This window comes from Corynebacterium ammoniagenes DSM 20306, assembly GCF_001941425.1.
In the GTDB taxonomy this organism is placed as follows: domain Bacteria; phylum Actinomycetota; class Actinomycetes; order Mycobacteriales; family Mycobacteriaceae; genus Corynebacterium; species Corynebacterium ammoniagenes.
On the sequence record NZ_CP009244.1, the window covers coordinates 108586 to 123718 of the forward strand.

General features: G+C 57.1%; 18 protein-coding genes and 2 riboswitches. Of the genes, 9 read left to right on the forward strand and 9 right to left on the reverse strand.

The genetic code is table 11. From position 1 onward, the window contains the following. Positions 1–3 precede the first annotated feature (3 nt). Positions 4–1068, reverse strand: a complete 1065-nt coding sequence (locus tag CAMM_RS00555; protein WP_003847118.1) for a threonine aldolase family protein — start codon at positions 1066–1068, stop codon at positions 4–6. Positions 1069–1168: 100 nt separating this feature from the next. Further along, positions 1169–1378, reverse strand: coding sequence for a hypothetical protein (locus CAMM_RS13035; protein WP_236163992.1), 210 nt, complete (start codon positions 1376–1378; stop codon positions 1169–1171). A gap of 482 nt (positions 1379–1860) precedes the next feature. After that, positions 1861–1956: riboswitch (TPP riboswitch) on the forward strand. 54 nt (positions 1957–2010) lie between these two features. Here CAMM_RS13035 and thiM point away from each other — a divergent pair. Together thiM and thiE are read left to right on the forward strand one after the other, a co-directional pair. After that, a complete protein-coding gene (gene thiM / locus CAMM_RS00565) occupies positions 2011–2826 on the forward strand; it encodes a hydroxyethylthiazole kinase (RefSeq protein ID WP_003847122.1) in 816 nt (271 codons plus the stop codon). Further along, positions 2823–3479 (forward strand): thiamine phosphate synthase, encoded by a 657-nt coding sequence (gene thiE, locus CAMM_RS00570; RefSeq protein ID WP_003847123.1) that lies wholly within the window; start codon positions 2823–2825, stop codon positions 3477–3479. The genes thiM and thiE overlap by 4 nt, the downstream gene beginning before the upstream one ends. Here the strand turns inward: thiE and tenA are convergent. The 4 genes from tenA to CAMM_RS00590 form a co-directional block, all read right to left on the reverse strand. Next, positions 3476–4141: a thiaminase II gene (gene tenA, locus CAMM_RS00575; protein WP_003847124.1), complete on the reverse strand. Its 666-nt coding sequence runs from the start codon at positions 4139–4141 to the stop codon at positions 3476–3478. The genes thiE and tenA overlap by 4 nt on opposite strands. 17 nt (positions 4142–4158) lie before the next feature. After that, on the reverse strand, positions 4159–4836 hold the full coding sequence (locus CAMM_RS00580; protein WP_003847125.1) for a TenA family protein: 678 nt from the start codon (positions 4834–4836) through the stop codon (positions 4159–4161). Beyond that, positions 4833–5669, reverse strand: coding sequence for a bifunctional hydroxymethylpyrimidine kinase/phosphomethylpyrimidine kinase (thiD, locus tag CAMM_RS00585; RefSeq protein WP_003847126.1), 837 nt, complete (start codon positions 5667–5669; stop codon positions 4833–4835). The genes CAMM_RS00580 and thiD overlap by 4 nt, the downstream gene beginning before the upstream one ends. Positions 5670–5739: 70 nt before the next feature. Beyond that, positions 5740–5830, reverse strand: a riboswitch (TPP riboswitch). A gap of 31 nt (positions 5831–5861) precedes the next feature. Then, positions 5862–7007 (reverse strand): calcium:cation antiporter, encoded by a 1146-nt coding sequence (locus CAMM_RS00590; protein WP_003847127.1) that lies wholly within the window; start codon positions 7005–7007, stop codon positions 5862–5864. Positions 7008–7238: 231 nt separating this feature from the next. Here CAMM_RS00590 and CAMM_RS00595 point away from each other — a divergent pair, with 231 nt between their 5' ends. After that, on the forward strand, positions 7239–8330 hold the full coding sequence (locus CAMM_RS00595) for an HNH endonuclease signature motif containing protein (RefSeq protein ID WP_075761505.1): 1092 nt from the start codon (positions 7239–7241) through the stop codon (positions 8328–8330). Between the two features lie 77 nt (positions 8331–8407). Next, positions 8408–9412, forward strand: coding sequence for a pirin family protein (locus CAMM_RS00600; protein ID WP_147581020.1), 1005 nt, complete (start codon positions 8408–8410; stop codon positions 9410–9412). A 20-nt stretch (positions 9413–9432) separates the two neighbouring features. Here CAMM_RS00600 and CAMM_RS00605 read toward each other — a convergent pair whose 3' ends face one another. Further along, entirely contained in the window at positions 9433–10365 is a 933-nt protein-coding gene (locus tag CAMM_RS00605) for a CPBP family intramembrane glutamic endopeptidase (RefSeq protein ID WP_003846670.1), read from the reverse strand. Then, positions 10362–11033, reverse strand: a complete 672-nt coding sequence (locus CAMM_RS13205; protein ID WP_003846668.1) for a DUF3887 domain-containing protein — start codon at positions 11031–11033, stop codon at positions 10362–10364. Before CAMM_RS13205 ends, CAMM_RS00605 begins: the two co-directional genes overlap by 4 nt. 99 nt (positions 11034–11132) lie before the next feature. Between CAMM_RS13205 and CAMM_RS00615 the strand changes: the two genes are divergently transcribed. From CAMM_RS00615 to CAMM_RS00635, 5 genes are read left to right on the forward strand one after another with little or no spacing between them, the layout of a single operon-like run. Next, positions 11133–11414, forward strand: coding sequence for a hypothetical protein (locus CAMM_RS00615; RefSeq protein ID WP_040355047.1), 282 nt, complete (start codon positions 11133–11135; stop codon positions 11412–11414). A 54-nt stretch (positions 11415–11468) separates the two neighbouring features. Further along, a complete protein-coding gene (locus CAMM_RS00620) occupies positions 11469–12281 on the forward strand; it encodes an ABC transporter ATP-binding protein (RefSeq protein WP_003846664.1) in 813 nt (270 codons plus the stop codon). Beyond that, entirely contained in the window at positions 12278–12937 is a 660-nt protein-coding gene (locus CAMM_RS00625; protein WP_003846661.1) for an ABC transporter permease, read from the forward strand. Before CAMM_RS00620 ends, CAMM_RS00625 begins: the two co-directional genes overlap by 4 nt. Next, a complete protein-coding gene (locus CAMM_RS00630) occupies positions 12934–13605 on the forward strand; it encodes an ABC transporter permease (RefSeq protein ID WP_003846659.1) in 672 nt (223 codons plus the stop codon). The genes CAMM_RS00625 and CAMM_RS00630 overlap by 4 nt, the downstream gene beginning before the upstream one ends. Positions 13606–13625: 20 nt before the next feature. Beyond that, entirely contained in the window at positions 13626–14558 is a 933-nt protein-coding gene (locus CAMM_RS00635; RefSeq protein ID WP_003846658.1) for an ABC transporter substrate-binding protein, read from the forward strand. Here the strand turns inward: CAMM_RS00635 and CAMM_RS00640 are convergent. Continuing rightward, complete coding sequence (locus CAMM_RS00640) at positions 14555–15058, reverse strand: GNAT family N-acetyltransferase (RefSeq protein WP_003846656.1); 504 nt, start codon at positions 15056–15058, stop codon at positions 14555–14557. The two genes, CAMM_RS00635 and CAMM_RS00640, sit on opposite strands and share 4 nt — an antisense overlap. Between the last annotated feature and the right edge of the window lie 75 nt (positions 15059–15133).

Sequence of the window (15133 nt, forward strand, 5' to 3'; positions counted from 1 at the left end):
GTGTCAAGCCCACACTTGTTTTATGGCTGCGGCAAAAGCGTCAATGTCGTTTTCAGTGGTGTCGAAGGAGCACATCCAGCGCACTTCATTGCGCGTGGCATCCCAGTCGTAGAAGTGGAAGTTTTGGCGCAGTTCATCGGCAATGCCGTCGGGCAGGGTGGCAAAGACCGCATTAGATTCGGTGGCTTGGGTAAATTTCAAGCCCGGTAGGTTGGCTTCTTCGAGTTTGCTGCGCAGGCGCTTGGCCATCGCGTTGGAATGACGAGCGTTGTTAAGCCACACGTCGCCTTCATATAGGGCGATGATTTGTGCGGAGATAAAGCGCATTTTGGAAGCTAATTGCATCGATAGTTTGCGCACAAACGGCAACGCCTCCGCGCCACCGACTAGCGCATCGGGGTTTAAAACCACTACGGCTTCCGCACCCAGTGCGCCATTTTTGGTGCCGCCCAGGCTGAGGACATCTACGCCGGCCTCGGTGGTAAAAGCAGACAGCGGCAGCCCGAGTGTTGCGGCCGCATTTGAAAGACGCGCGCCATCCATGTGCAGGGCCATGCCGCGAGCGTGCACATGATCCGCTAGCGCCCGAATTTCCTCTGGGGTGTAGCAGGTACCCATCTCTGTGGTCTGGGTAATGGAAACCACCAGCGGTTGCGCGCGGTGCTCATTGCCAAATCCCCATGCCTCGCGGTTGACTAATTCCGGGGTGAGCTTGCCGTCCTTGGTTGGCACGGGCAATAACTTGATTGAGCCCATGCGTTCGGGTGCGCCGCCTTCATCGACATTGATGTGCGCAGTCGCAGCACAAATCACCGCGCCCCAGCGCGGCAACAATGCCTGCAAGCCCACAACGTTTGCGCCAGTTCCGTTAAAAACCGGATACGCGGTGGCGGTGGAGCCAAAATGCTTCACGATGACATCGTCAAGCAATGCCGTGTACTCATCCGCCCCATATGCCGCCTGGTGCCCGCCATTAGCTGTCGTCAACGCCGCCAGTACCTCCGGGGCAATGCCCGAATAATTATCGGAGGCAAAGCTATGCGCGACGGGATCGTGCAGGGGTTTCACAAAATCTCCTTCAGGAATGCCGGGCTCTGCTAAAAACGGTACACCACCGCCCAGTGGTGGCGTCGCGAAGTGTCTAGAGAATCATGTACAGCAAAGCTGGTCACAGCGAGAACTTGTGGGGGTCCATGCGGTCATCTGGGAATTGGTCGAGTGTGAAAGGGGTGAGCATGAACCTGCTAATCCACGGAAGAGGGAACTCCCATACGTAATCCCAGTCATCTTCTCCTTGTTCTGCTTCCTCCCGCGTTAAGTAGGCCTTCATTGGGATAAAGTCACTGAACTCTGCGGCCAGCGGATCGTTTTGGTCCATGGAGATCTGGCCTGGAATGAATACGGAAGTTGGTGGAGAGTCGGGATCTACGGTGAATGCGAGAGGCACCTCGGCCGAGATGAGAGGTGTTCCTTTTGCTCGGGCCTTATCTGCCAGGCTACGGACCTCATCTTCTGTCCACACTGATCCACAAACAACTGTCCACGTACGCGGATCGTTTGGGCTATCGTCCCAGGTCACAGTTCTGCCTCGGTAGATAATAAACATGCTGTTCATCGGCACTCCTTATGCAGGTCGGGGTTACAGGATCGAATCATGTACTGAACAATTTTCAGAGACGAGGCGTGAGAATGCTTGTGCATAGTCCTTTGCAAAGCTATGCGCGACGGGATCGTGCATGGGTTTCATCATCTCTCCTTGAAACAGCGCTACAGTTTCTGCGCGCCGGGTTGTGAAGCACACGGTACACCGAGTGGGGGAGAGGCCGTTGCCCAGCGAGGTTGAGGTCAGTTAGTGTGGTGAGTACAGACACGGGGTGCCGTAGAAAGCGGCTGAGATTACACCCGTTGAACCTGATCTAGCTAGGACTGGCGAAGGGATTGTCCGGGATGACACTGGTCGTGCGATCACGAGGGACAATCTGGCTTCGCTCTTGAAGAAAGTTGAACGTGATGAGCCTTTCCCCCAATGCTGCGTTGCTGGATAAGCTGCGCGCGCACCATCCGCTGGTGCAGTGCATTACAAACTCCGTCGTTCCTAATTTCACCGCTAATGTTTTATTGGCCATTGGTGCGGCACCAGCCATGACGGATATCGTTGGTGAATCGGGCTCTTTTGCCCGGGTAGCCAGTGGGCTTTTGGTCAATCTGGGCACGCCGACGCCCGAGCAGCGCGAGGCGATGGAAGAAGCGGTGATTGCCGCTAATGATGCCGCCACGCCCTGGGTTTTGGATCCGGTGGCCATTGGCTTTTTGCCGATTCGCACGAGGTTGGCACAACAGCTGGCACCACAAAATCCCTTTGCGGTTCGCGGCAATGCTTCAGAGATCTTGGCGCTAGCCGGGGAAGGAGCAGGCGGCAAGGGCGTGGAGTCGGTTGATTCCACCGATGCTGCCGCGCCCGCGGCCATCGCTTTGGCTCAGCGTTTGCGCACCGTCGTTGCGGTGTCTGGTCCCGAGGACCTCATTACTGATGGTCAGCGGATCATTCGCGTGGGCAATGGTGATGAGTTGTTGACCAAGGTCACCGGCGGTGGGTGCGCATTGGGTGCGTTGATTGCGGCTTTTGCCGCAGTGCGCGGTGACTACGCCCCGGTAGAGGCAGTTACGGCAGCGCATTGCGTCTATGACATCGCCGCCGAAAAGGCCGCCGCGCAGGCTGCCGGCCCAGGTTCCTTCGCAGTTTCGCTTATCGATGCCCTATCCACCCTCACCGCTGCCGATATCACCACTGCGGAAAAAATCCGCGAAGAAAAGGTGCAGGCATGAACGAATTGCACGATTACGGGATTTACTTCATCACGGACCGCGAGTTATGCGGGGAGCGTGGGGTGAAAGAAACGGTGCGCGCTGCTGTCGATGGCGGGGTGCGCACAGTGCAGTTGCGCGATAAGCATTCCAGCTTTGACCAGCAGCTTCAACAGCTCGAAGAGCTTGCAGAAGTAATCGACGGTCGGGCAGCGTTGGTGATCAATGACCGCGTCGATGTCGCCGTTGAAGCTTATCGACGCGGGATTGCCATCGACGGTGTGCACGTCGGACAAGGTGACGCCGCAGTGGTACAAGCCCGCGAAGAACTAGGTCCTGATGCCATCGTGGGGCTGACGGCTAATACCGAAGAACACTTGCAGGCCGTGGCCGCATTACCGGAAGGCACCGTGGATTATCTCGGCGTTGGTGTTATCCGGCCAACGTCTACCAAACCAGACCACCCGCCGGCCTTGGGCATTGACGGTTTTCGCCACCTAAATTCCGTCTCACCTGTGCCGACTGTAGCCATTGGCGGCGTGCGCGAAGAAGATATCAGTCCTCTTCGCGCCGCGGGTGCTGCGGGCATTTGCTTTGTCTCTGCCCTTTGCGCCGCCCCAGACGCCGAAGCAACCGCTCGCCGCTTTGTTGCGCAGTGGCACGGTGCTAGCTAGAGCTTCTCCACCGAATCAATCGCTTGCTGCCAGAAGGCTGCCTCCAGGCGGGTTGCGGTGCGGAAGATGTCCACGAGCTCGTCAAAACGCTGGGCGGATACACCGCCGGTGGTAAGCGCCGTGATGCGCGTGGTGGCAGCCTGGGCGGATTCTTGAAACTCTGCACCGGCGTATTCACTGATCCACTCCGCATACGGGTGCTCTTCATGGGAAAGACGTGCGGGGGCGAGAGCCGCACCGATTTCGGCATAGCCAATGGTGCATGGCGATAGCGCTACGTGTAAGTCGAGGAGATCGCCCGACATGCCGGCATCCAAGACGTAGCGAGTATAAGCCACCGTCGTGCGCTTTTCTGGCGCGGCGAGCAGCTCGTCTTCGGCAATGCCCCACTGCGCGGTCAAACGCTTGTGCAGTTCTGTTTCGTGCAAAATCGCCTGCACTGCTTGGGTGGCGCTTGTAATATCCGCGAGAGTGCGGCTTTTGTATGCTGCCAGGGCATTTGCGCGCGCAAATTGCACCAGGAAGTGGTAATCCTGCACCAAATAATCCTGAAATACTTCCAGTGGCAACGTGCCCTCACCCAGCTGTTTTACAAATTCATGCTCCGTAAAATCCGTCCATTCCGAACCAATGGCCGCTTTTAGATCATCAAAAATAGACATGTGTGTTCTCCTTGAAATCACAGTGAAAGAGGGTGGGTGTAGCTGGCATCAAAAAATGCCAATTCAATATCAACGGCTCGCCGGAAGAAATCTGCCGCGATATCAGCGTGCGCTGGGCCAACGCGGTCCATCTCGGCGCGTAAAAAGGCAATGCGCTCGTGGAACTCGGGGAAATCATGCAGGCGAATCCATTCCGCATAAACAAAATTCTCCGGCTTTGCTCGCGCAGCGCCATCTACTTCTCGGGTAGCCCAGTCGAGGTAGAGCCATTCAGCAACGAGCAACACCGCGATAATCGCCGCATACTCGCGCGTGCCAGCCGCCTCGCGCATGAGCGCAATAAACGCCGTGGTCGGCTCCGTATTCGGGATTTCTTCCCGTTGTTCCTCAGTGACCCCGAGCGCGGCAAAGGCATCTAGGAAATAGGTATTTTCATCGCCGGCAATCTCGCCGATAAACTGCGAAATCCGCAGGCGTGGCTCCAGAGAATCAGCGCTGGCCACAGCGGATCCCAAAAGCATCAAGAAGCTATCGAGGAAGCGATAGTCTTGCACCAGGTAGCCGGCCATGACTGGGTCGGCGATGGTGGCATCGAAAAGCTCGTGCACAAACCGATGGCCAACGGCCTTTTCCCATGTGTCGTGGTTTTGCTGGCGCAGCTGGTCGCTAAAACGGGGCGTGGAGGTATCAGTCATGACTGCACTTTCTGGGTGGTGTGATCCCACAGGGCGTGGAAGTGATGGACAGGCCCGTGGCCGGAGCCCACATCCAATTCATCGGCATGACGCAACGCCGCAGTCAGGTACTCTTTGGCGCGGCGCACCGCTTCCACGTATCCGTAGCGGGGCACAAGTGCGGCGATAGCGGCAGATAAAGTACACCCGGTTCCGTGGTCATTGATGGTATCTACCCGTGGTGCGGTGAATTCTGCGGTTTCTTCGCCGGTGAGGATATCCAGGCTTTCTGCACCGTCTAAGTGCCCGCCTTTGAGCAGCACCCAGTCCGCGCCCAAATCGCGCAAATCGGCTAAAGACTCGCGCATTTCTTCTATCGAGGCCATCTCTGTGTCGCGGCCTAATAAGACGGCCGCTTCCGGCAGATTCGGCGTAATCAGCGTGGCGCGCGGTACCAAACGCTCCCGGATGGCATCAACGTCCTGTTGATTGAGCAGATGGTCACCACTTTTAGCCACCATGACCGGGTCCAAGACCACCGGGCACTGCGCGTATTTGTCCAGTGATTGCGTAATCGCATCCGCGATCTCGGCATTTGCCACCATGCCGATTTTTACCGCATCCACGCGGACATCATCGAAGACCGCGGCGATTTGTTCCGCCACGAATTCAGGTTCCATCGCGACGATGCTGCCCACCCCGCGAGTATTTTGCGCAACCACCGCGGTGACCACGCTCATTCCGTAGGCACCATGGGCGGAAAATGCTTTGAGGTCAGCCTGGATTCCTGCCCCGCCCGTGGGATCTGTGCCAGCGATGGTTAATACGTTGGGAATCAACGCTTGTAACTCCATTTCATACTCATATCGAGTACGACTACGCAGAGCCTGCCACAGCAGATACAGGTGTGCCTGTATATCCTGTTGCGTCGATTACCGACATTCCTCCGCGAGTACGAACTCGATCAGGTTCTCGGGTGTTATCTCAGCCCTTTCGGGCACCCCGTGTCTGGCGCCCACGCTAGCACAGAAATTCGCGGGTATGTTTTACGCGAAGACGCTGAGCCCGTATAAGACGAACACGGAAAGGTTCGCGCTGCCGTGCACCGCAGTGACGCGATGCGCGGTAAAAGTAGCGATGCTCAGCAGCAGGCTGATGACGAGGAAGACCAGGTTAGCGGGAGTTTCCGCCAAGATGACGGTTTGGTTGGTCACAAGGCCGATGGCCAGTACTACCGGCAACGTCAGCCCCACGCAGGACACCAGTGCGCCATGGGCCAAGTTGGTCACCCGTTGGGCCTCGCCTTGCCACGCAGCGCGGACCGTGGTGATGGCTTCGGGCAAAAAGACAATCATGGCGATGATGACACCGGAAAGCGCAAGGGGTGCGCCGATGCGGGTGAGGCCATCATCGAGAAGCGAAGCCATGTCGTGCGACAGCAAGACAATCGGGATGACCGTAATGAGAAGCACCACAGCGCGGGTGAGGATTTCACCTTTATATTCTCGCAGGATAACCCCTATACTCGGGCTGTGTGGTGCAGGTTCTTCCGCCGCGCCGGGTGCTTCCATGACTTCTATGTAATCGCCGTGTTGTGCACCTGTTTGCCGGTACAAGAAGAATCCGTAAAGCACAATCGTCAACGTAATAATCGTGATGGCCTGCCCAGTGTTATAAGAACCGTCGGTGCCAATGACCGCGGGCACGGCGAAGGCCGTAGCGATGAGCACGACCAACATCGACAAATACGTAGAAATTCCGGTGCGGTTGACCCGGAGATTATCGTGGCGCATCCCGCCAACGATGAGTGCTAGGCCGATGACCAGGTTCAGCACAATCATGACGGTGGCCATCACGGAATCGCGCGCGATGGTCTGATGATCACTAGGGCCCAGCATGACTGCGGAGATCAAAATGACCTCGATTGCCACAATCGATAGGGTGAGCACCAGAGTGCCGTAGGGATCACCTAATCGGTGCGCGAGGTGTTCGGCTTGGGTCACCACACCGCCGGAGCACACGATGATGACCGCAACGATGGCTGCCAGCACTAAGAAAACCAACGGCGTGGACAAACCGCTCGCTAAAAATGACGAAGCCAGGGAAAGTATGAGGACTGCGACCCAGCCCAGCACAATCCGGGCGATTACGGAGCCAGTGAAAACGCTGCGCAGGGCAGTAGAGGCTGACATGGACGAATACTCCTTATAGTGCAGGGTCGTCCCAGCTCTAGCTTTAACTGTGCAGGTCGTCCTGCCAGTGTGTTTCAACCCCGCAGCCTAGCACGAAGCTCCATTGCCGCGATGAAAACGCGGCAGATCTGTGGATAACTTGCCTGTTTCGGTGACGTGTCAGCACGGTTATCCACAGCTTGTCGATGCTTCCCTCGCGCCCGTCATGTCGTGCCGCTTAGCGTCGAAGGCATGGACATATTCCAAGCATTCGTGCTTTTAAACAGCCACGGCATCGGGCTGCTGCGAGCCATCGCTGAGCGCTCGCCTTACGATGTGGCCAGCTCCGGCATCGCGCTTTCGACGGCCAAGCAGTACGCCACGCTTGCCGATGTCCTTTTTGGCCCCGCCGACTCCCCACGCCTCCAGCGCGACTCCGTTGCGCTTGCCGAACAGCGCGAATTAAGCGTGGAGCATCTCTTGATGGTCAACAAGCACGCCAAGAAGCTGAAGAAGCGTGGTGCCGCCTGGAAACTGCGCGCAGAACTCATTGCGCATCAAGGCACGTTCGAGGAAGTCGATGCCTATGGTGCACAACGGGTCAAAGATGAAGTCGGCGAAAAGCCGAAAGAACCCGGGGTTCGCATTGGCCGCGCGGTAGGCGGCATGCGCACCATCAGCGTGACCGATACCCAACGGCGCATTACGGATTTTGAGAAAACCCTCGACGCCACCGAAACGTCTGACCAACTGCGCTCTACAGCACTGCTGGAGGCATTTTGGAAACAGGTCAACGGCAGGGGCGGAATACTGCGGCCCGAATACCGCACCGTCATTGCCATCGGCCTGGATGACTTCGCCAAAGTATCGTGTGGCAACGGCGATGAGGTCATCGTAGGCTTATCCGATGGCACCACCATGACCGGAGCAGAACTTATCAACGCCGCGCTATCCGGCGCGCTGGGTGAGAACCTCTACGCTGGACTATTTCACCCGACTGCTGGCCCCGTCAACCTGTATGAAGCGCGGTTTGCATCGTTGAAGCAGCGGATTATGGCGACCGCGGAAAACCTGGTCTGCCCGTGGCCTGATTGCAACGTGCCTGCTGATAGGTGCCAGGTACACCACATCGACGCCCACAAAACCGGTGGGCACACCACGCCGTCGAATCTGACGATGCTGTGCCGCTATCACAACGGCGTCAACGACGATGATCCGATAAAACGAAGACGCGGACGCATGCAACGACACCGTGGCCAAGTTCGCCTCATCACTCCAGGCGGAAAACTCCTCGGCAACACACATGACTTAAGCAGCATGGGAGCTATGGATTTACTGGCATAGCCTGAACTTCCCCTGCGCGGACACCGTCGACCGAAAGGTGGAAGAGAAATCGGTCTCGGTGGACTATGGTTGTTGACATGAACGCAACTGCTGTTGAGATCATTTCTTCCCGCGCGGTTCCGCTCGGCGGGCCTCGCGCGATGACTGTGCATCGGTCCCTCCCGCACCGCCAGCGCTCACTGATTGGAGCTTGGTGCTTCGTCGATCATTTCGGCCCAGATGATGTCTCGAAAACCGGCGGCATGGATGTTGGCCCGCACCCGCACACAGGTTTACAGACCGCCACCTGGTTATTTACTGGCGAGATTAGCCACATTGATGCCGGCGGTGGCCGCGGCATGGTGCATCCCGGTGAGTTCTATTTGATGACTGCAGGCAACGGCATCTCCCACACGGAGACCACCACGGAAGCCACCACCGTCTTACATGGGGTGCAGTTATGGATTGCGTTGCCGGATGCCACACGCAGCACCGCGGAACGTGATTTGGCCTATTTCAAACCACCGAGCACACCGCTCGACGGCGGTCAGATCAAGGTATTTATGGGTGAGCTCATGGGGGCATCCAGCCCAGTTCACTCTCATACCCCCATGGTCGGGGCAGAGCTGACCATCGAGCCTCACTCCGAAATTATTCTACAGCTTAATCCGGATTTTGAACATGGCGTCATTGCAGATACTGGCACCATCCTGGTCGAAGGCGTAGAAGTCGAGAAAACCCAGATTGGCTACACCGGTATTGGTGAGACCACCCTGCGTATTCGCAATGACTCGGATGAGGCAGGACGCGCGCTCTTTATCGGCGGCGAACCCCTGCGGGAAGAAATCCTGATGTGGTGGAATTTCATCGGCCGTGACCATGATGAAATCGTTCGCTACCGCGATGAGTGGCAAGCCAGCCAGGGCGTAGACGTTGACGGCCAGTTTGGCTTCGTCGAAGGCTATATCGGCCACGGCGGGGTGGGTGAAGACGGTCTCGGCCGCAATGCCGACGGCATGACCTGGCTTCCTGCTCCACGCCTGCCCAATGCGCGGATGCGGACACGCACGCTGACTGAACCTGTGGCGCGGCCGAATCTCTAGGAAATTTCCGCGAAAATTTCCTAGTTGTGCTGTGCCACCGCGTGCTTTCGCGTGGTGTTGAAACCGTAAAATAACACTACCGCGAGAGCCGCAAATAGCACGATGCCAGGCACGCCCATGGGCGCGGCAAGTACGCGATCCCACGTATCACCAGGAGCAATCAATAGTGCTGGTGCCGCGGCCATCGCATTGAAGAACGCATGGCCGATGACAGCCGGCAATACGCTGCGCGAGCGAATGCTCAGCCAGCTAAGAAGCGCACCGAAGGCGATGCAGAACACCGTAAAGAGCACGACCGCGGCGATCCCGGGGATTTGATTTTCAAAGTTGTAGCCGGCCGCGATCAGCGGCGCGTGCCACAGGCCCCACATGGCTCCCGTGAGAAGAATCTGGCGCAGGCGCCCGAGCGGTTCCAAAGCTTGCTGCAGCCACCCGCGCCAGCCGGCTTCCTCGCCAAAAGTCATGACCGCGTTGATCGTCACGCTGGCGAACAGCGCCTGGATAACCGTGATGAGAAGGAGGACGCCGGGGGAGATGGTGACGCCGGCATCGGCAAGCGGTGCAAGCGTTTGCGACATGCTCCAATCTGGCTCAAGCCAACCTGCGGCGATGGCAACGGCGGTGGAGGCAGCGATCACCACGGCGATGAGCACAAGCCCAAGAAGTGATGATGTAATAATCTTTTTCCACTGCCCCTGGGCGAAAGACTCCCGGCTGAGCCCAACCGCTGGGAGCCACTTTTCGCGCGTGACCCAGCGACATATGATCACCGTCGCGATAAGCGGGGTAAACATTCGTAGGCTAATGGGCACGATGGCCAGCGGATTAGCTAAGCCCATGGTGGTTAAGACAACGGCATCAATGATAAAAGCCAAGCCGTACGAGATGAGAACGAAGATGCCTACGGCTTTCCAGTCCACAGTATTTCGCGTTCGTGGAAGTGATGCGGTCATGAGTGTGGCCTTTCTGTTAGTGCTTGTTCGGCGGGGACAAACCACAGGCCAGCCATGGTGCCATCGGCGTTATAGCTTAAGCGTGCTACGAGGTCGGCTGCCTCGAATGCGAGATGCTGTTCAACCACGATGATGTCATCGGGCAAACCGATAGCATCGGATTTCAAGCGCGCCTCTAACTCGCCGCCCAGCGCGGTGACCTGCGCCCATGTTGCTGCCAACCCCTCGGCATCGAGCTGGCTGCCGATCACCGGACCGAGTTGCTGCGCTGCGTTCTCCCACTGGTGCGCAGTTAGAGCGTCCAGAAATGACTCGGCCTGCGCACGCGCCTCATCGCGCCTGTGCTTGCTTGGTTTATTCATAGCTTCTCCTGTTCGAGGATCGACGGGCGTGCCAAATCTTTGGAATGCCGCTTGCCGCGAAATTCCTAATGCATCACCAATGACCTGCCAGGTAACCCCGCGATTGCGAGCATCAGTGATGAGATGCGCCAACGACTCATCAGCCAAAGCCCGCAATGATCGCGCAGTCGCCAGCGCATGGGTGATGTCACTGCGTAAGTCCTGCGCAGTGGACGCTTCATTTTCGGTCGCCGCGAGTTCCTCAGCCAGCAATGTCGCAACCCGCTGGATGCGTTCGGCTAACTTATGACCTGGTTCAATACCCACGTGTCAAGCTTGCCTTTACAACGCTTTCTTTGTCAAGCAAAACTTGACACACGTTGAATGCTGATACAAAGGAGTGGGAGTGAAAGCAAGGAGACCATCATGGATAACGAGTGGGGGCTGACTCCAAAGAAGACTTTTCCGACTCTGGTGATGCTGATTGCTGTCTACCTCGTTGCTGTGCTCTTTAGTATCGAGTCGATCGTTGTATCAGTAACGGTATTTTTAGCCGGGTGGGCAGCGATTTTTAGCACGGTCTACCTGCGCGAGGTGTTGCGGAAAAGGAATAGAAAGCTGCCTGGACTGGTTCTTTTCTTCATTTTCGTGTTTGCGGCAGTCGTATTTTTTCTTCTGCTGAAGTGGATTGCTGATTTATCCTTCTAACGCGCGCGCGGATTCGCCGCTTCTTTCGAACCTATTAGCCATATACTGGTGGCCATGATCGAGTTTGAACACGTCACCAAGTCCTACCCGGATGGCACCGTGGCGGTAGCTGATTTCTCGCTCCGGATTAACTCGCATCGCACCATCGCGCTCGTGGGGTCATCAGGTTCGGGCAAGACAACGCTGCTGCGGATGGTCAATCGCATGGTAGATCCCACCGCCGGTCGCGTGCTTATCGATGACAACGATATCGCCGCCGTAGATCCCGTAAAGTTGCGGCGCTCTATTGGCTATGTCATGCAGCAAGGAGGGCTGCTTCCACACCGCACCGTGCTGGATAATGTCGCCGCTGTGCTGCGTTTAAACGGTATGGCGAAAGCTGAATCGCGCGAGCGTGCTTTGACCATGATGGATCGGGTGGGGTTGGACAGGTCGATGGCCAAGCGTTACCCGGGACAGCTATCCGGTGGCCAGCAACAACGTGTTGGCGTGGCTCGCGCCCTGGCACCAGAGCCAAATATTTTGCTCATGGATGAGCCGTTTGGTGCGGTCGATCCGATCGTGCGCCGAGAGCTACAAGATGAGCTTTTGCGCCTGCAAGCCGAGTTGGGCAAGACCATTTTATTTGTCACCCATGACATTGAGGAAGCATTTCGCCTGGGAGACGAGGTAGTTATTTTGCAGCCCGGGGGAGTCATCGCCCAGCATGACACCCCGGCGGAAATCTTGAGCAACCCGGCGGATGATTTCGTGCGCGGATTTGTCGGAAGCGACCGCGCAGAACGGCAACTGCGCACAGAAACCCGTAACGGCCGCACGATTGCGCTTGATGCGGATGGTAAGCCAGTCGGCGTGATCAGCGAATGAAGTGGCTGCAGCTTAATTGGCCACAGGCGCTCGAGCTTTTGTGGGCACACCTGGCTCTTTCCATCCCCGCCATTGTGCTTAGCGCGGTCATTGCTATCCCCGTGGGACGTTTTGCGTTTAAAAAGCCGCGCGTGGGCGGACCCGTTTTAAGTACCGCGACCCTGCTATATGCCATTCCCGCATTGCCGCTGCTGATTATCATTCCGGTAATTTTTGGCGTTTCACTGCGATCGCCTATCACGATGATCATCGCGTTGACCTGCTACGGCGTGGCATTATATGTGCGCACCAGCGCCGATGCATTTGGCTCCGTGGATCGCACCGTGCGAGATTCCGCGACCGCGATGGGCTATGCACCACGCACCTTGTTTTGGAAGGTTGACCTGCCTTTGGCCATACCGGTGCTCATCGCGGGATTGCGCGTGGTATCCGTATCCACCATCGGACTGGTAACGATTGGCGCGCTCATCGGTGTGCAAAACCTCGGCACCTTAATGACCGATGGCTTCCAGCGCGGTATCGCGGGAGAAGTCGGCGTTGGTGTCATTCTCACCGTGCTGCTCGCGTTGGCTATCGATGCTTTATTGCTGGCCATCGGCAAAGTGCTCACGCCATGGACGCACCGGGTAAAAGCAAATAAGGCGGTGGGCGCATGAACCTCGTAACTGAAGCATGGCTCTGGCTCAGCGATCCCGCGCAGTGGAGCGGGGTCTCCGGGATTTCCAACCGCTTGCTGGAACATATCGCCGTGACCTTTGCGGCGTTGCTCGTCGCAGCACTCATCGCCGTGCCCGTGGGCCTTATCATCGGCCACACCCGCCGGGGAGAAGCACTCGTTGGCGCCATCACCGGTGGCATGCGCGCTATCCCGACGTTGGGCTTATTAACGCTTTTTGGATTGTGGCTGGGCATCGGCATCGAAGCACCGTTTCTTGCCTTGGTCATTCTCGCAATTCCCTCGTTGCTCGTCGGCGCATATTCCGGAGTGGAAGCTATTTCCGCAGATACCCCGCGGGCGGCACAAGCCATTGGTATGCGCCCAGCCCAAGTCCTGCTCACTGTGGAATTGCCGCTAGCCCTGCCGGTCATCGTCGGCGGCATTCGTGCCGCCACGTTGCAATTGGTGGCAACGACCACGCTGGCTGCATACACTGCGGATACGGGACTCGGCCGCTATATCTTCTCCGGCCTGAAAACCCGTGACTACGCAGAGATGCTCGGTGGAGCAGTCCTGGTTATCCTCGTGGCGGTTATCCTGGAAGTTATCCTCGCGAGCTGCCAACACTTCGCCCGCCGAGTCGCACAACCTAGCCCCTTAACATAGAAAAACAAAGGACAATCCCTATGACCCGAATCAAACGCACCCTCACTGTTGCAGCAGCGGCACTAAGCAGCGCCCTGGTGCTTTCCGCCTGCGGTAGCAACAGCAGCCCTTTGGAAGAAGAGGGCGCTGACACCGACAATAGCCAGGCCAGTGAGGAAGCTATTGTCATTGGCTCCCAGGATTACTACTCCAATGAAATCATCGCGGAAGCCTACGCCCAGGCTCTAGAAAACGCAGGCTATGAGGTTGACCGCCAGTTCCGCATCGGCCAGCGCGAGGCGTACCTACCTGAGATCGAAGCCGGCGATATTGACCTCTTCCCGGAATACTCCGGGCCGGTATTGCAGTACTGGGAGCCAGACACCGAAGCACGCTTGCCTGACGATGTCTACGCGGAACTCGAAGAAGCCGCCCCAGACGGGCTCAACGTCCTTGAACAATCACCGGCAACGGACCAAGACTCTTATGTGGTTACCCAGGAGTTCGCCGATGAGTGGGACTTAGAAACCGTCGAAGACCTCGATAAAGTTACAGAGCCGTTGACTTTGGGCGCGAACTCGGAGGCCGAATCACGCCCGAACGGCCCCGAGGGGCTGGCGGAAACCTACGGCATTGAAGTGGGATTTTCCCCGATTGAAGATAGCGGCGGACCGCTGACCGTCAAGGCATTGCAAGATGGCGATGTCCAAATGGCGATCATCTACACGGCAGATCCTTCGATTGAGGCCAATGATTTGGTATCGCTCGAAGACACCAAGGGTCTGTTCTTATCGTCCAATGTGGTGCCTTTGGCCAGCGACAAAGTCGATGAAGAAGCAGCACAGATTATCAATGATGTCTCTGCTGCGATGAGCCCCGACGACCTCATCTCCCTCAACAACCGAAGCGTCACCGACCAGTTGCCCGCCGCAGAAATTGCCAAGGACTGGCTGGAAGAAAAGGGCTTGATCTAAAAGCGCTTGACCAGTACGAAGTGCCCCTCGCGCTCACTGACCAGTTCAAACCCTAAGTGGAGGTACAGCCGGTGGGCGCGTTCATTTTCTGCCGCCACCGACAGTGAAATACCTGGGGCACCCATCTGACGGGCAAGTTCCGTTGCGGCTTCCAACAAGGCAGTACCGATTCCCTCACCCTGAAAACGGTTTTCTACCGCCAAAGCGAGCTCTGGGATACCTTCCTCGACGTGCCCAAAGCCGTGGAATTCATCGGTGCCCCAGTTCAACCACACGCCACCGGCAGGAATCCGGCCGCGCCAGGCGATGAATCCGCCCTTATCTTCCGACCAGTTTTCCAGATAATAAATCCAGTCGCGTTCGAATTCGGCGGATACCTCTCCGAATTCATCACCGAAGGTATCGGTGAGCAGGTTCAAACGCGACAGATACGTGCGGTCAGATTCAGTTGCGACGACCAGTACCAAGTCGCTTTTTGGAGTGGAATTCATGCGTACCATTTTAACGCGATATACAGTGGAACCCAGCTTTAACAAGGGGAGGGCTCATGGGTAAAGCTTTCAGTACATTTATGG

Coding starts and splice junctions, on each gene's coding strand:
- CAMM_RS00615 (WP_040355047.1), top strand. CDS start 11,133: ATGGATAACGAGTGGGGGCTGACTCCAAAGAAGACTTTTCCGACTCTG.
- CAMM_RS00640 (WP_003846656.1), bottom strand. CDS start 15,058: ATGGTACGCATGAATTCCACTCCAAAAAGCGACTTGGTACTGGTCGTC.
- CAMM_RS00635 (WP_003846658.1), top strand. CDS start 13,626: ATGACCCGAATCAAACGCACCCTCACTGTTGCAGCAGCGGCACTAAGC.
- thiM (WP_003847122.1), top strand. CDS start 2,011: ATGAGCCTTTCCCCCAATGCTGCGTTGCTGGATAAGCTGCGCGCGCAC.
- CAMM_RS00580 (WP_003847125.1), bottom strand. CDS start 4,836: ATGACTGATACCTCCACGCCCCGTTTTAGCGACCAGCTGCGCCAGCAA.
- CAMM_RS00605 (WP_003846670.1), bottom strand. CDS start 10,365: ATGACCGCATCACTTCCACGAACGCGAAATACTGTGGACTGGAAAGCC.
- CAMM_RS00590 (WP_003847127.1), bottom strand. CDS start 7,007: ATGTCAGCCTCTACTGCCCTGCGCAGCGTTTTCACTGGCTCCGTAATC.
- thiD (WP_003847126.1), bottom strand. CDS start 5,669: ATGGAGTTACAAGCGTTGATTCCCAACGTATTAACCATCGCTGGCACA.
- CAMM_RS00600 (WP_147581020.1), top strand. CDS start 8,408: ATGAACGCAACTGCTGTTGAGATCATTTCTTCCCGCGCGGTTCCGCTC.
- thiE (WP_003847123.1), top strand. CDS start 2,823: ATGAACGAATTGCACGATTACGGGATTTACTTCATCACGGACCGCGAG.
- CAMM_RS00620 (WP_003846664.1), top strand. CDS start 11,469: ATGATCGAGTTTGAACACGTCACCAAGTCCTACCCGGATGGCACCGTG.
- CAMM_RS00625 (WP_003846661.1), top strand. CDS start 12,278: ATGAAGTGGCTGCAGCTTAATTGGCCACAGGCGCTCGAGCTTTTGTGG.
- CAMM_RS13035 (WP_236163992.1), bottom strand. CDS start 1,378: ATGGACCAAAACGATCCGCTGGCCGCAGAGTTCAGTGACTTTATCCCA.
- CAMM_RS00630 (WP_003846659.1), top strand. CDS start 12,934: ATGAACCTCGTAACTGAAGCATGGCTCTGGCTCAGCGATCCCGCGCAG.
- tenA (WP_003847124.1), bottom strand. CDS start 4,141: ATGTCTATTTTTGATGATCTAAAAGCGGCCATTGGTTCGGAATGGACG.
- CAMM_RS00595 (WP_075761505.1), top strand. CDS start 7,239: ATGGACATATTCCAAGCATTCGTGCTTTTAAACAGCCACGGCATCGGG.